Genomic DNA, 13,884 nt, shown 5'->3' with positions numbered 1-13,884 from the left:
GCCGCCATGACACCCGAACCACGAACGCCGAACCCCGAACAGCCGGGAGAGAACGTGAGCCGACCACTCCTGTTCCTCGACGTGGACGGGCCGCTCAATCCCTACGCGGCCCAGCCGGAGCGGCGTCCCGACGGCTACACCACGCTCAGGGTGCCACGGGACGACGGAGCTCCCGCGAGGGGCGATGAACCGTCGCTCCGCCGACGCCCCCTACGGGTCTGGCTCAACCCGGAGCACGGCCGGGCCCTGCTCCGGCTCGGCTACGAGCTGTGCTGGGCCACCACCTGGATGGCGGATGCCAACCGCTGGATCGCCCCGGTGCTCGGCCTTCCGGAACTCCCGTTCGTCGACTTCGGCGAGGCCCTGTTCCGGGAGCGGCCCGACGGCGTCCACTGGAAGACCGCTCCCCTCGTGGAGTACGCCACCGGCCGCCCCTTCGCGTGGGTGGACGACGAGCAGAGCGCCGCCGACAAGGCGTACGTGACCGCCCACCACCCCGCACGCACCCTCCTCCACCACGTCAACCCCCGAATCGGCCTCCGGAACGCCGACTTCCGCGCCCTCGCCGCCTTCGCCCGCTACGCGGCGACATCCTCCCCCCTCACAGGAGTAGTCGCGTGAACCCAGTACACAGTCAACTAACCTAGTAGTGTGCTAAGTTATGGACTTCACTGTTATCGCGCACGCGGTCGAGGTCGACCACGGCATCAAGCGCCTCTCCATGCGCTTCATCAAGAAGTGCGCAGCGCCGGAGCGCGCCCGGCTCAGTCCGGAGCTCTGCGAGCAGATCTCCGAAGCTTTGGAGCGGCAGGGGTTGATCACACTGCCCAAGCGATTGCCCACGACAGAAAATGAGTTTGTCTTCGTCATCCAGAAGGACTGCCCCCTGGGCGAGTCCATCCAAATCGCCAAGCTCGTCACCATCTTGGACAGCATGGGAACGAGTCCTATTGCGAACCTGAAGGGGATGTTCCCTACACTTTTGGAGCAACTTGCCTGAAGCGACCAGCGTTTACCAGCCAATTGGTCAACTTCCAGCCGGGTCTGTCCACTTGAGGCACACCGCCACTGGCCGAGCGTTATCGTCACTCGGCATTACACAGATATGCCGTGAGCCCGAGGGTGCACCAGAGGCTCGCCGTCGAGCCGGTGCAGGGGAGTGCGGCGCATGGAAGTTGACAGGCCCACCGAAGGGAGCATTCCGCACTACACCTATTATATGGATGAATCCGGATTCTCCGGCATGTCCGTCATCGGCTGGTTGGCCATCGCCCCCAGTGCCCGGCAGACCGTCCTGGAACACTTGCTGAGGTTCCGAGAGAAGCTGGCGGCCGATCCCGTCCTGCCCATTCCGTTCGAGTGGCCGCTCCATGCCGTGGACCTCGCGGGCGGCCGGGGAGGGCCCCTGCATATGAGGCCCGGGCACGGCCCGGACGCTCCCATGAAGAAGGCTTTCCGTGAGGTCATAGCGCGCGTGCTCGATGAGCTGGCAGGGCTGTCGGGGGTCTCCGTGGGGGCGGTCTACCGCCGTCACGCCACCCGGGAGCAGCTGTATCGGGACCTCGTCCCGCTGCTCAACGCCCGGCACACCGCGCTCGGCATACCCGCCCGGATCCACTTCGACGGCAACGGCACGGAGCAGGGCCTCAAGGGAGCGCATCGCGGGCTGCCCGACGAGGGACGGTACATCGACACAGAGCTCGTCCTCGAACCGTCGTGGGCGAGCCCACTGCTCCAGGCCGCGGATCTCGTCGCGTACGCGGCCTTCCAGTCCGTGATCAGGCGGGAATCGCGTCGCTTCCTGTGGGACTGGTATCCGCGGCGGCTCCCGGAGGCCGAGGGTCCGTACCCCCTGTGAGCGAGAACCCGGGCCCCGGCAATTACAGCCGGGGCCCGGCGGGCGGACCTGGTACCCCGGATGCCCGGGCCAGGACCGCACCTCCAGCTTCCCACATCAGACCGCCCAGGACGGAGGCACTGTGCCCAATTCCATCCCGCAGCCCATGACAGTCCCGTGGGGATCCGAACGGATCCTGATCTCCAACGCCGAGCTAGCCCTCCCGGAGCCGCCCGCCGGACCCGACCTCGACGAGGTCGTCGCGGCGGGTACCGCGAACACCACGACCACCCTGCCCGAGGCGGCCTGGCGGGCCGTGGCACGGGGGATCACCACGCCCGGCACCGCCGCCGTACAGCTCCGGCCGGCCCCCCGGCAACCTGCCGGGTTCCTCATGGAGGAGAACGTCGAAGGGGCGACCCTGTGGTCGGTCGTCACCCGGATGTGGCTGAGCGAACTGCTCCCCGGCATCCAGCCGCGGACCGGGATGGAGGTGATGGACGTCCCGGACCCGCACGTGGTGGGCACCACCGTGCAGGGCAGGCCCTGCGCGGTCGTCCGGTACCGGTTCCGGGATCTGGACCACCTCAGGAACCATGTCTGGCAGACGCTCAACAGCACGCTGGCGAAGAACGACTACACGTCGTCCATCTTGGCCCGCAAGGTGACCCGCAACCTCATCGCTCATTCGGTGGAGTTCACGTTCGAGGACGGCGGCGAGCCGTTCCACGCCCTCGTGGTACGAGACGGGATCACTCGGCTGGCCAGCGCCTGGAAGGTTCAGGCGGGGCCGGACGCCGACGCCGCCGAGACGGCGACCCTGGCGGTGGAGGCGTTGTTCGGCAGGTCCGGGACGTCACCGGGCGGTGACAGCGGCACCCTCGGCGAGCGGTTGGCGGTGCGGCGGGCGGCCTGGCGGGCGTCTCTCGCGGAGGAGTTCGCGACGGAGATGGCGGGCCCGGAACCGGGGCTGCGGGCCGTGCAGATCGCGCAGACCCATGTCGTACCGGCGCAGATCGCCGTCGGCGTGGAGGGTCATCGGGGGCATCTCCTCGCACCCGAGGACGTCTTCGACGACGCGATGCGGTCGATCCTGGCCTCCGTTCACGTGGAGTTCAAACCGTGGGACGACGCCGCGCAGAACGTCGAAGTCATCACGCGAGCCCTGAAGCGCGTGATCCAGCAAGGTGACGCCCTGGTGAAAAAGGACAGCCTGCAAGCCGTCTACGGCCTGGCGGTGGGCCGGATCAGCTCGGACGAGCTGCCCCGGGAGTTCGGTGACGCCAGGATTCCCGGCACCGCGCTGTGGCGCGGCGTCTACCTGGTGCACGCTCTGACGCGGCCGGAGTTGCACGAGCGGCTCAAGGACCAGGCCAAGGCGATCAAGGGCGGCAAGCGGATGGGGCTGAAGGGGTTCGCGGAGCTGCTGGGGCCCATCGTGGATCTGCCCTGGCGCAGTCACAAACGGGCCGTGTCCAGTCAGGCCCGCAACGCCTGGAAGAACGGGGGCGTGCTCACGGCGGACGTCGTCAAGGAGTGGGAACCCGTCCCCACGGACGACTTCACCACCCTGGTCGCGTCCGCTCTGACCGGTGACGCCGATGCCCGCTGCACCCTCGCGGTGGCGGGCGGCATCGCGCTGATCGCCGACAAACAGCTGACACGCAATGTCGGTTCGGCCCTGATGGCCCCCAAGGAGAAAGGCGGCGTTCCGTTCCGGGCGGACGTCAGCCAGATCGTCGAGGACCTGTCCCACCCGGGCAACGAGCTCGGGCTCTGGACGCTCGCACTCGCCGCCAACCGGTTCCGGACTGACGAGTTGCCGCAGAACGCCGTGACCCTCCGGCAGTTCATCAGGAGGGGAAAGGGCGGGGAGAACGAGGATCCGGCGGCCGGCTACGTCCACTTCAGGGTCGACCTCGACCGGCAGGACAGGATCGCGCGAAACGACATGGGCCTGCCGGAGACCCTGTTCCAGTGGGATGTCGTCTGGGCCTCCAACGGCGCGCGCGCCGAGAAGGCCTGGCGGGCGCATCTCGCCCGGACAGCCCCCCCTCCGGTGGCGGCCCCTTCCGCCGGAGACAACAGGAGCGATCCGAAGAGCCGGGAAGGAGACGACGACGCGCCCATCGCGGAGGGTCAGGCGACCGTCGGGGTGACGGAATCACCGACGCCCGGCAGCGATTCCCTTCCCGCCGCCCAGCGTGCCGTCGAACACCGGCGCACGCTGCGCCAGTCCTTGTCGATGGCACGGGACGCGCTGGACCGACTGCTGGAACTCGACGCCCAAGCGGGGTCCTGGCCGCCCCTCATGGACGTCGACGAGTTGGACGGGCTGCGAGAAGCGTTGCTGAACCTCCAGACGGACGTCCAGAACCTGCGCCGGGTCATCCATGACGGCGAGGACGAGGGGCACGTGGACGAGACGGATGAGGCAGTAGGAGCGGCCGCCGGCATGTAGCCGTCGAATCGGGGAGGCCCAGGCCGGGAAAGCACCGGGTCGCCGGACGGGCGGCATCACCAGCCTGGGCGGACGCCGAGCCGGATGCCAGCACGAAAAGGCGGCGCCTCGCAAGGCACGGTGGCGGGAACGCTCGCCGGTCAGCCGCGCCCCCCCGACCAGGGAAAATAGCCGCATGAACGACACACCCCGCGCCGCCGCCCTCGCCCGCCTCGCAGCGCACCAGCGGCGGTTCGACGACCGTTTCGCGGCGTACTTCGACGCGCTGGCGGCGGACGTCGGCGCGCCGCCGGTGAGCCGGTTCACCCCGCGTGCTCTCGAACTCCTCCGCGCCCTCTCCCTGCGGGGCGGAAAGCGGCTGCGGGTGGCGCTGTTGCACGAGGGGGCTGGGCTGGTGACGGCGGACGACGACGTTCCGGGGCTCGCGGAGGCGGCGTTGAGCATCGAGCTGCTGCAGACGCACGGCCTCGTGCACGACGACATCATCGACGACGCGCCGGTCCGCCGGGGCGGGCCCTCGACCTATTACGCCTACCGCGGCGAGTTCCCGGCGCACGAGCGCACGGCGCTGGGGCTGGCGTTGCTCGCGGGGGACCTGGCCGCCTTCCTGTCCGTCCGAGTGCTGCTGGACGCGCCGGTTCCGGCCGAGCTGCGGCAGGCGCTGACGGACGTGCAGACGCGGGCGGCGGCGGACACGGTCGTCGGTCAAGTGATGGATCTGGAACGGGACTTCCTCCCCCGGCCCGACGCGGGCCTGCTGGACACCGTCACCGACTACAAGAGCACGCGCTACTCGGTTCTCGCGCCCCTGCGGATGGGCCTGCTCGTCGCGGGCGGGGACCTGGCGGCGCACGACGAGCGGCTGCGCCGGTACGCGGCGCCGGTCGGCGTCCTCGGACAGTTGCGGGACGACTACCTGGACCTCTTCGGGGACGAGGAGGTCGTCGGCAAGCCCGTCGGTTCCGATCTCCGCGCGGGGCGCCGCGGCTACGTGCTGAGCGCGATCCTGGCGGCGGCCACCGGCCCGGAGCGGGAGGCGGTCGAACGCGCCCTCGGCGACCCGGACTGCCCGGCCGCGGCCGTCGACCGCGTCCGGGACATCGCCCGGCGCCACGGCGTGGACGACCGCGTCCGCGCCGAGCTGCGCCGGCTCGCCGGGACGGCGTCCGCCGAGGCCGCGAGCTGGCGGTCGCGGTGGCGCGCCGAGGCGGTGGACTTCTTCGAGCACCTGCCGTTCTGGGCGGCGGAACGGGCCCTCTGAGGCCTGCGGGACGGCCGGGGCCCTCAGCGCTCCTTCTGCGCCAGCCGCAGCAGGTGATCGGCCAGCGCCTGGCCGCCCGTCGGGTCGCGGCTGATCAGGAGGACCGTGTCGTCGCCGGCGATGGTGCCGATGATCTCGTGGACGCCCGCCTGGTCGATGGCGGAGGCGAAGAACTGGGCGGCGCCCGGCGGGGTGCGGAGGACGACGAGGTTGGCGGACGCCTCGGCGGAGATGAGGAGCTCGGCGGCGAGGCGGCCCATGCGCGCCTCCGTGGCCGACTCGCCGAGGGGCGCGCGGGGGGTGCGGTCGCCGCCCTCGCCCGGGACGGCGTAGATGAGCTCACCGCCCGTGTTGCGGATCTTGACGGCGCCCAGTTCGTCGAGGTCGCGGGAGAGCGTGGCCTGGGTGACGGAGAGGCCGTCGTCGGCGAGCAGCCGGGCGAGCTGGCTCTGCGACCGGACGGCCTGCCGGCTGAGGATGTCCACGATCCGGCGGTGGCGTGCGGTGCGGGTCTGCGGCACGGCCTGCCCGCCGTGGACCGGCTCGGTCTCCTGCGCCTCGGTCATCGTCTCGTCAGTCTCCGGATCGTGGTTCTCCTGAGCCCCCCGTCAGGGCTGCGGCGGCCGCCCCTGCCTCGGCGGCGACAGCGGCGGTGGCGGCGACGGCGTCGAGGACCCCGGGGAGCACCCGGAGGAACGTCTCCACCTCATCTTCCGTGATGATCAGCGGAGGAGCCAGCCGCACCACGTCGGGTGCGACCGCGTTCACCAAGAGACCGGCTTCCTGAGCCGCCCGCTGCACGTCCGGTGCGAGGGGCTTGGAAAGGACAATACCCAGCAGCAGGCCCGCGCCACGGACGTGGTCGACGAGAGGGTGGCCGAGCGCAGCGATCCCGTCACGGAGCAGGGTCCCGGTGCGGCCCGCGCGCGCGGGGATGTCCTCGGCGGCGAGGGTGTCGAGGACGGCGAGGGCGGCGGCGCAGGCGACGGGGTTGCCGCCGAACGTCGAGCCGTGCTGACCGGGGGTCAGCAGGCCCGCCGCGTCGCCGAAGGCGAGGGTGGCGCCGATGGGGAGGCCGCCGCCGAGGCCCTTGGCGAGGGTGACGACATCCGGTTCGACGCCCTGGGCGAGGTGCTCGAACCAGTGGCCGGTACGGCCGATACCTGTCTGGATCTCGTCCAGCACCAGCAGGGCGCCGGCCGCGTCGGTGATCTCGCGGGCCGCGGCGAGATAGCCGGGCGGTGGGACGACGACGCCGTTCTCGCCCTGGACGGGTTCGAGGACGACCGCGGCGGTCCGCTCCGTCACGGCGGCGCGGAGGGCGTCGGTGTCGCCGTAGGGGACGTGGGTGACGTCGCCGGGCAGCGGGAGGAAGGGTTCTTGTTTGGCCGGCTGGCCGGTGAGCGCGAGGGCGCCCATCGTCCGGCCGTGGAACCCGCCCTGGGCGGTGACGATGTGCGGCCGCCCGGTCCGCCGGGCGATCTTGAACGCGGCCTCGACCGCCTCCGCCCCGGAGTTGCAGAAGAACACCCGGCCGTCACGGCCGGCCAGCCCCAACAGCCGCTCGGCCAGGGCCACCGGGGGCTCGGCCACGTGGAGGTTGGAGACGTGGCCCAGGGTGGCGATCTGGTCGGAGACCGCGCGGACGACGGCCGGGTGGGCGTGGCCGAGCACGTTGACGGCGATGCCGCCGACGAGGTCGAGGTACGCCGTGCCGTCGGCGTCCCAGACCGTGCTGCCCTCGCCGCGCACGAGCGGGACGCGCGGGGTGCCGTAGGTGTCCATCAAGGCGTTCTGCCAGCGCCGGGTCAGGGCGGCGTTGGTCGCGGTCATGATGCGGTACCCCCGGGCTGTGTCGGGTGATCGGCGCTCTCCGGAACGTCCGGGACGACCATCGTGCCGATCCCCTCGTCCGTGAAGATCTCCAGCAGGATCGAGTGCTGCACTCGTCCGTCGATGACGCGGGCGTTGGCGACGCCGTTGCGGACGGCGTACAGGCACCCCTCCATCTTGGGCACCATGCCGCTCGACAGTTCCGGGAGCAGCGCTTCCAGTTCGCTCGCGGTGAGGCGGCTGATGACGTCGTCGCTGTGCGGCCAGTCCGCGTAGAGGCCCTCGACGTCGGTGAGGACCATCAGCGTCTCGGCGCCGAGGGCGGCGGCGAGCGCGGCGGCGGCGGTGTCGGCGTTGACGTTGTAGACGTGCCCGTCCTCGGCGCTGCGGGCGATCGAGGAGACGACCGGGATGCGGCCGTTGTCGAGCAGGGCCTGGACGGCGCCGGTGTCGATGGCGGTGATCTCGCCGACGCGGCCGAGGTCCACGCGTTCGCCGTCGATGCGGGCGTAGTGCCGGGTGGCGGTCATGGTGTGGGCGTCCTCGCCGGTCAGGCCGACGGCGAGGGGGCCGTGCCGGTTGAGCAGGCCGACGAGTTCGCGCTGGACCTGCCCGGCGAGGACCATCCGGACGACGTCCATCGCCTCGGGCGTGGTCACCCGCAGGCCGGCCTTGAACTCGGACGCGATCCCGAACCGGTCGAGCTGCGCGCTGATCTGCGGTCCGCCGCCGTGCACGACGACCGGGCGGAGCCCGGCGTGCCGGAGGAAGACGACGTCCTGGGCGAAGGCGGCCTTCAACTCGTCGTCCACCATGGCGTTTCCGCCGAACTTGATGACGACCGTCTTGCCGTGGTGCCGCGTCAGCCAGGGCAGCGCCTCGACGAGGGTGCGGGCCTTGGGGAGGGCGGTGTGTTTGCGGGTGCTGCCGCTTCCGCTGGTGGTCGTGGTGCTCATGAGGAGTAGGCGCTGTTCTCGTGGACGTAGTCGGCGGTGAGGTCGTTGGCCCAGATGACGGCGGATTCGGCGCCCTCGGCCAGGTCGGCGGTGATGCGGACTTCGCGGTAGCGCATGTCGACGAGGTCGCGGTCGTCACCGACGGAGCCGTTGCGGCAGACCCACACGTCATTGATCGCCACGTTGAGCTTGTCGGGGTCGAAGGCGGCGGAGGTGGTGCCGATCGCGGAGAGCACCCGGCCCCAGTTGGGATCCTCGCCGTGCAACGCGCACTTGAGGAGGTTGTTACGGGCGATGGACCGGCCCACCTCCACCGCGTCCTCCTCGCTGGCGGCGTTGATCACCTCGATGCGGATGTCCTTGCTCGCCCCCTCCGCGTCCCCGATCAGCTGCCGCGCCAGGTCGTCACACACCTCGCGCACGGCATCGGTGAACGCGGCGGCGTCCGGCGCGACGCCCGAGGCGGCGGAGGACAGGAGCAGAACGGTGTCGTTGGTGGACATGCAGCCGTCGGAGTCGACCCGGTCGAAGGTGGTCCGGACGGCGGCACGCAGCGCGTCGTCCAGACCGGGAGCGTCCACGTCGGCGTCGGTGGTCAGGACGACGAGCATCGTGGCCAGCCCCGGAGCGAGCATCCCCGCACCCTTGGCCATACCCCCGACCACCCAGCCGTCCCGCTCCACCACCGCCGTCTTGTGCACGGTGTCCGTCGTCTTGATCGCGATGGCGGCCTTCTCGCCGCCGTGCGCCGACAGGCTCGCCGCGGCCTTCTCCACGCCCGGCAGCAGCTTGTCCATGGGCAGCCGGACGCCGATCAGCCCGGTGGAGGCCACCGCCACCCCGCCGGCGCCGCAGCCGAGCGCTTCCGCCGCCTTCTCCGCCGTCGCGTGGGTGTCCTGGAAACCCTCCGGGCCGGTGCAGGCGTTGGCGCCACCGGAGTTGAGGACGACCGCCGCCACCTCCCCCGCCTTCAGCACCTGCTGCGACCACAGCACCGGAGCCGCCTTGACCCGGTTGGAGGTGAACACCCCCGCCGCCGCCCGACCCGGGCCCTGGTTCACCACCAGCGCCACATCCGGCGCACCACTGTCCTTCAGCCCGGCAGCCACACCGGCCGCCGTGAACCCCTTCGCCGCCGTCACACTCACGGAGCCACCCCTGTCGTGGAAAGTCCCAGCTCCTCGGCCAGCCCGAGGGCGATGTTCATGCTCTGCACCGCACCACCGGCAGTGCCCTTCGTCAGGTTGTCGATCGCGCTCACCGCGATCACGCGGCCCGCCGCGTCGTCCACCGTCACCTGCACCTGCACCGCGTTGGAGCCCAGGACGGCCGCGGTCGACGGCCACCTCCCCGGCGGCAGCAGCCGCACGAACGGCTCGCCCGCGTACGCCTTCTCGTACGCCGCGCGGACGGCCTGGGCGGTGGTGCCGGGGAGCGCCTTGGCGCTGCACGTGGCGAGGATGCCGCGGGGCATGGGCGCGAGCGTCGGGGTGAAGGAGACACTCACCGGCCCCCCCGCGACAGCGGCCAGGTTCTGCGCGATCTCCGGCGTATGCCGGTGCCCGCCCCCGACCCCGTACGGACTCATCGACCCCATCACCTCACTGCCCAGCAGATGCGGCTTGACGGCCTTCCCCGCACCGGACGTCCCCGACGCCGCCACGACCACCGCCTCCCTCTCCACCAGCCCCGCCGCGAACACCGGCCACAACGCCAACGACACCGCCGTCGGATAACACCCCGGCACCGCCACCCGCCTCGCCCCCCGCAACGCCTCCCGCACCCCCGGCAACTCCGGCAACCCATACGGCCACGTCCCCGCATGCGGCGACCCGTAGAACCGCACCCACTCCCCCGCGTCCCGCAGCCGGAAATCCGCACCACAGTCGATCACGAGGACGTCGGGACCGAGCTGCTCGGCGAGCGCGGCGGACTGTCCGTGCGGCAGCGCGAGGAAGACGACGTCATGCCCGGCGAGCGCGTCGGCGGAGGTCTCCTGGAGTACCCGCTCGGCCAGTGCCGGCAGATGGGGCTGCACCTCGCCGAGCGTCCGCCCGGCACTGCTGTTGCCGGTCAGCGCCCCGATCTCGACACGGGGGTGTCCGAGCAGCAGACGCAGCACTTCGCCGCCCGCGTATCCGCTCGCTCCGGCCACTGCCGCTCGTATTGCCATCGGGGTGCCTCCTTGTCGATGGCATGACTATACGAAGGAGAGAAGATTTATTCAATGGGGGCGGTCGCGTGCGGCCGCCTACGCCGCGGCTGCGACTTTTGGTTGGCGGATGCGGGTTCCAGTTAGCGGATCCTGGTCCCGTAACGCCGTGTGCCGGCAAATCGACGAACGGTAGTTGCCATGCAGGCGCGCTCGTTGTCACCGGCGTAGTGGAGCAGGTGCGGTGCGGCTGTTCGGCGTCACCCGAGCAGAACGGCATGTGCTATCTCGGCGTGGCCCACCCGAAACGCACCGCCAAGCTGCTCTCCTGGTCGGCCTGGTTCAGCTCTGCATCGTGGCGAGCCAGTCGGTCAGCAGGCGGTTGACCTCGTCGGGGCGTTCCTGTTGGGTCCAGTGGCCGCAGTCGTCCAGGAGATGGGAGGCGGTCAGGGCGGGGAGGGTGGTGGGGTAGGCGTCGATGGCGTCGGCCATCCAGGTGGTGGAGGCGTCCAGGGCGCCGCCGATGAACAGGGCGGGCTGCTTGATCGGGGCTCCGCGGTGCGGGGCGAGGTCTTCCCAGTCTCGGTCCATGTTGCGGTAGCGGTTGAGTGCGCCGGTGATCCCTGTGCGCTCGAACTCCCCGGCGTAGACGTCGAGGTCGTCCTTGCTCAGCCAGACCGGGAGGACCCCCGTGGGGAAGCGGTCGCGCAGCCGGCCGCCGGCGCGGGCGACGAAGTGCGGGTCGGGTTCGCCCTGGGCGGGCATGGTGTCGGCGGACAGGGCCGCGTAGAAGCCGGCGAGCCAGCTCCGGACGTCGGGCTCGATCTCCGCCTCGGCGCGGCCGGGCTTCTGGAAGTAGGAGACGTAGAACTCCTGCTCGGGGCCGCCGATCCGGCCGAAGACGTCGGTGGGGCGGGGGCCGCCGGGCGGCGCGTAGGGGACGCTCAGCAGGCCGACGGCGCGGAAGACTTCGGGGTGGAGCAGGGCGGAGACGGCGGCGATGTTGGAGCCCCAGTCGTGGCCGACGATCACCGCGCTCTCCTCGCCGAGGGCGCGCACGACGGCGACGTTGTCCTCCACCAGGTCAAGCATTCGGTAGGCGTCGGTCGCGGCGGGCTTGGAGGAGCGGCCGTAGCCGCGCACGTCGATCGCCACTGCCCGGTACCCGGCCGCGGCGAGGGCCGGGAGCTGGTGGCGCCAGGAGTACCAGGACTCGGGGAAGCCGTGGACGAGCAGGATCAACGGGCCGGTGCCCTGCTCTACCAGGTGCAGGCGCCCGGCTGGGGCCTGGACGGTGCGGTGCCGGAGTGCGGCGGTCGGCTCTGATCGCATGGGGGACTTCTCCTCTGGTCGTGGGCGGCCGGCGGGAACCCATCGATCATGCGGTGCTGCGGCCGCTCAGCGCGATCAGCGTTGCCATTCTGGCAAGGTTGCAGGACAGGGCGGTGAGGCGGCACGGCGGAAAGGAACGGGGACGATGGCAGGTGACGACGTGACCCAGACGCTGGCGGCGATGGGGCCGCGGCTGCGGGTCCTGCGCGAGCGCCGTGGCGTCACACTCGCCGCTGTCAGCTGCGCGACCGGAATCTCGCCCAGTACGCTGTCGCGGATCGAGACCGGTCGGCGCAAGCCCACCCTGGAAGTGGTGCTGCAGCTGGCGAAGGAATACGAAGTCGCCCTGGACGAGCTGGTCGGCACCGCATCCGCCCCCGCGGCCGAGCCCCGCAGCACGGCGCCGCACGGCTTCGGCGACGACAAGGCGGTGTTGCCGCTGACCCAGTACGTCGGCGGCCTGCATGCCCACAAGCACGTGCTTCCTGCCGTCGCGGAGCCGCCTGGACGACCCCGCCAGGTGTCCCACGAGGGCTACGAGTGGCTGTGCGTCCTGTACGGGCGGTTGTGGATCGCACTCGGCAACCAGGACCTCGTCCTGACTGCCGGGGACGTCGTCGAGTTCGACACCCGCGTCCCCCACGGAGTCGCGAACGCCGGATCCGCCGGACCGGTCGAGTACCTGATCATGTTCGGGCCCCAAGGAGAACGCCTACGGCTGCGCACCCCGCCGACCGCTGGTCGCGGGACCATCGACTCAGGAGCTGCTCCCAACCAGAGCATCAAACACCCGGACACTCAGGCACAGTGAGCATCCACAGTCATGATCCGCCAATTGTCTCTGAAGTCCGCCGACAGGAATTTCTCAAGGCTCCCCTGACCTGCAGGTTCAAAGCGTGATCCGCCAACTGAAAGTCGCAGTCACATACGCTGCCTGTCATGCACAGCACGCTGACCGAGCACGCCCGCTGCCTCTACGGGGACGAACACCGGCCCACGCCGGAGTGCGCCGCGCGGCACGCGGAGCACTACTTCGTCGAGGAGCTGACCTTCGCCGGCGCGGACGAGATTCTCGCCATGCTGCGCGAGCTGAGCCCGCACCTGGTCGACGGCTACCTGCCGGTGTGGATACGGAACCTGGCATACCGGCTGGCGCTGTTGCAGCGGCCGGACGATCCGGTGCTGCTGCGGGAGGCGGCGGAGAGCCTGTGGCTGCACGGCCCGGACTGGGACGGCATCGCCGCGGAGCTGAAGGAGCGGGCCGCCGCCCTGGAAGAGGCGGGCGGGGTCTGAGCGGGCCGCCCCGAGGGCGGGGCCGTCAGCCCGCGTTCCGTTCGGCCCGCTGCAGGCGGTCGGCCTGGGCGCGGGCGAGGGCGAGCAGGACCTGGGCGCTGTCCTTGTCCTTGTCCGCGTCCTGGTACGTCAGCTGGGCGATGACCGTGCCCACCCGCACGACCATGTCGGTGCCAGGGGTGGCGTAGCGGGCCGCCGGGACGGAGTAGGCGGTGCTTTCGTCGCCGACCTGCGGCATGGCAATCCGCGGCGTCTTCTTCCGGTTCCCGAAGGCGGTCGCGGCCGCCTTCCGGTCCGGATAGGAGAACAGCGTCCAGACCACGGAGCCGGAGTCGCCCGGCGCCTTGTACTGGACGTCCGCGACGCCGTGGAAGAGCGAGCAGTCGCCGTGCGCGACGCCCTCCGCACACCACCGCGCACGCGGCACCTCCTTGGCCCTCGGCGGCGTGTTGCCCGCCCGCCAGCCGGGAGGCAGGCTCCGCAACGTCGGCAGGGCCTTCCGCAGCGTCCCGGCGTCCAGCGCGGCTCCGGCACGCGACGCCGGTTTCCCGGTCGCGCCGGCTCCGGCCGCCACCCCCGAGTCCGTCCCGCCGCCCCCGCCGCCCCCGCAGGCCGCCGCGCACAGCAGCACGCCCGCCACCAGCGCACCCGCCCGCGAGCGCGCTCCCCACCCCGTGCGACGCACGTCTCTCCCCCTCAGCCGAAGCCGATCATCCGGAACGCGGTCGAGCATAAGGTGCGCTCGCCCCGGGAGCCGTT

Annotated in this window: 14 protein-coding genes; 7 read left to right on the top strand and 7 right to left on the bottom strand. The window is 71.2% G+C overall.

Annotated features, from left to right (window positions below):
- Positions 1–54: 54 nt before the first annotated feature.
- From ACH4PU_RS10785 to ACH4PU_RS10765, 5 genes are all read left to right on the top strand, one after another.
- Positions 55–621 carry a hypothetical protein gene (locus ACH4PU_RS10785; RefSeq protein ID WP_398269227.1) on the top strand — a complete coding sequence of 189 codons (567 nt, stop codon included), beginning with the start codon at positions 55–57 and terminating at the stop codon, positions 619–621.
- A gap of 40 nt (positions 622–661) precedes the next feature.
- Positions 662–1,000: a hypothetical protein gene (locus ACH4PU_RS10780; RefSeq protein ID WP_398269224.1), complete on the top strand. Its 339-nt coding sequence runs from the start codon at positions 662–664 to the stop codon at positions 998–1,000.
- A gap of 168 nt (positions 1,001–1,168) precedes the next feature.
- Positions 1,169–1,858 carry a DUF3800 domain-containing protein gene (locus tag ACH4PU_RS10775; protein WP_398269221.1) on the top strand — a complete coding sequence of 230 codons (690 nt, stop codon included), beginning with the start codon at positions 1,169–1,171 and terminating at the stop codon, positions 1,856–1,858.
- A 145-nt stretch (positions 1,859–2,003) separates the two neighbouring features.
- A complete protein-coding gene (locus ACH4PU_RS10770; protein ID WP_398269218.1) occupies positions 2,004–4,298 on the top strand; it encodes a hypothetical protein in 2,295 nt (764 codons plus the stop codon).
- A gap of 175 nt (positions 4,299–4,473) precedes the next feature.
- Positions 4,474–5,559: a polyprenyl synthetase family protein gene (locus ACH4PU_RS10765; protein WP_398269215.1), complete on the top strand. Its 1,086-nt coding sequence runs from the start codon at positions 4,474–4,476 to the stop codon at positions 5,557–5,559.
- Between the two features lie 23 nt (positions 5,560–5,582).
- On the opposite strand, the gene ACH4PU_RS10760 is transcribed toward ACH4PU_RS10765, so the two are convergent.
- The 6 genes from ACH4PU_RS10760 to ACH4PU_RS10735 all read right to left on the bottom strand — a co-directional run bounded on the left by ACH4PU_RS10760 (position 5,583) and on the right by ACH4PU_RS10735 (position 11,832).
- Positions 5,583–6,125, bottom strand: a complete 543-nt coding sequence (locus tag ACH4PU_RS10760; RefSeq protein WP_004952171.1) for an arginine repressor — start codon at positions 6,123–6,125, stop codon at positions 5,583–5,585.
- Between the two features lie 7 nt (positions 6,126–6,132).
- Entirely contained in the window at positions 6,133–7,392 is a 1,260-nt protein-coding gene (locus ACH4PU_RS10755) for an acetylornithine transaminase (RefSeq protein WP_398269212.1), read from the bottom strand.
- On the bottom strand, positions 7,389–8,348 hold the full coding sequence (argB, locus tag ACH4PU_RS10750) for an acetylglutamate kinase (protein WP_398269209.1): 960 nt from the start codon (positions 8,346–8,348) through the stop codon (positions 7,389–7,391). The genes ACH4PU_RS10755 and argB overlap by 4 nt, the downstream gene beginning before the upstream one ends.
- On the bottom strand, positions 8,345–9,496 hold the full coding sequence (argJ, locus tag ACH4PU_RS10745; protein WP_398269206.1) for a bifunctional glutamate N-acetyltransferase/amino-acid acetyltransferase ArgJ: 1,152 nt from the start codon (positions 9,494–9,496) through the stop codon (positions 8,345–8,347). Before argJ ends, argB begins: the two co-directional genes overlap by 4 nt.
- Positions 9,493–10,521, bottom strand: a complete 1,029-nt coding sequence (gene argC, locus ACH4PU_RS10740) for an N-acetyl-gamma-glutamyl-phosphate reductase (protein WP_398269203.1) — start codon at positions 10,519–10,521, stop codon at positions 9,493–9,495. The genes argJ and argC overlap by 4 nt, the downstream gene beginning before the upstream one ends.
- 321 nt (positions 10,522–10,842) lie before the next feature.
- Positions 10,843–11,832 carry an alpha/beta hydrolase gene (locus ACH4PU_RS10735; protein WP_398269200.1) on the bottom strand — a complete coding sequence of 330 codons (990 nt, stop codon included), beginning with the start codon at positions 11,830–11,832 and terminating at the stop codon, positions 10,843–10,845.
- A 145-nt stretch (positions 11,833–11,977) separates the two neighbouring features.
- Between ACH4PU_RS10735 and ACH4PU_RS10730 the strand changes: the two genes are divergently transcribed.
- On the top strand, positions 11,978–12,643 hold the full coding sequence (locus tag ACH4PU_RS10730) for a helix-turn-helix domain-containing protein (protein ID WP_398269198.1): 666 nt from the start codon (positions 11,978–11,980) through the stop codon (positions 12,641–12,643).
- A 128-nt stretch (positions 12,644–12,771) separates the two neighbouring features.
- Positions 12,772–13,125 carry a hypothetical protein gene (locus ACH4PU_RS10725; RefSeq protein ID WP_398269195.1) on the top strand — a complete coding sequence of 118 codons (354 nt, stop codon included), beginning with the start codon at positions 12,772–12,774 and terminating at the stop codon, positions 13,123–13,125.
- A gap of 25 nt (positions 13,126–13,150) precedes the next feature.
- Here the strand turns inward: ACH4PU_RS10725 and ACH4PU_RS10720 are convergent, their stop codons facing one another.
- On the bottom strand, positions 13,151–13,810 hold the full coding sequence (locus ACH4PU_RS10720; RefSeq protein WP_398269192.1) for a hypothetical protein: 660 nt from the start codon (positions 13,808–13,810) through the stop codon (positions 13,151–13,153).
- Between the last annotated feature and the right edge of the window lie 74 nt (positions 13,811–13,884).

Source organism: Streptomyces sp. NPDC021100, assembly GCF_044333095.1.
GTDB lineage: Bacteria > Actinomycetota > Actinomycetes > Streptomycetales > Streptomycetaceae > Streptomyces.
The sequence above is the reverse complement of the archived record's forward strand: the minus strand, read 5'-3'. Positions and strand labels throughout refer to the sequence as shown.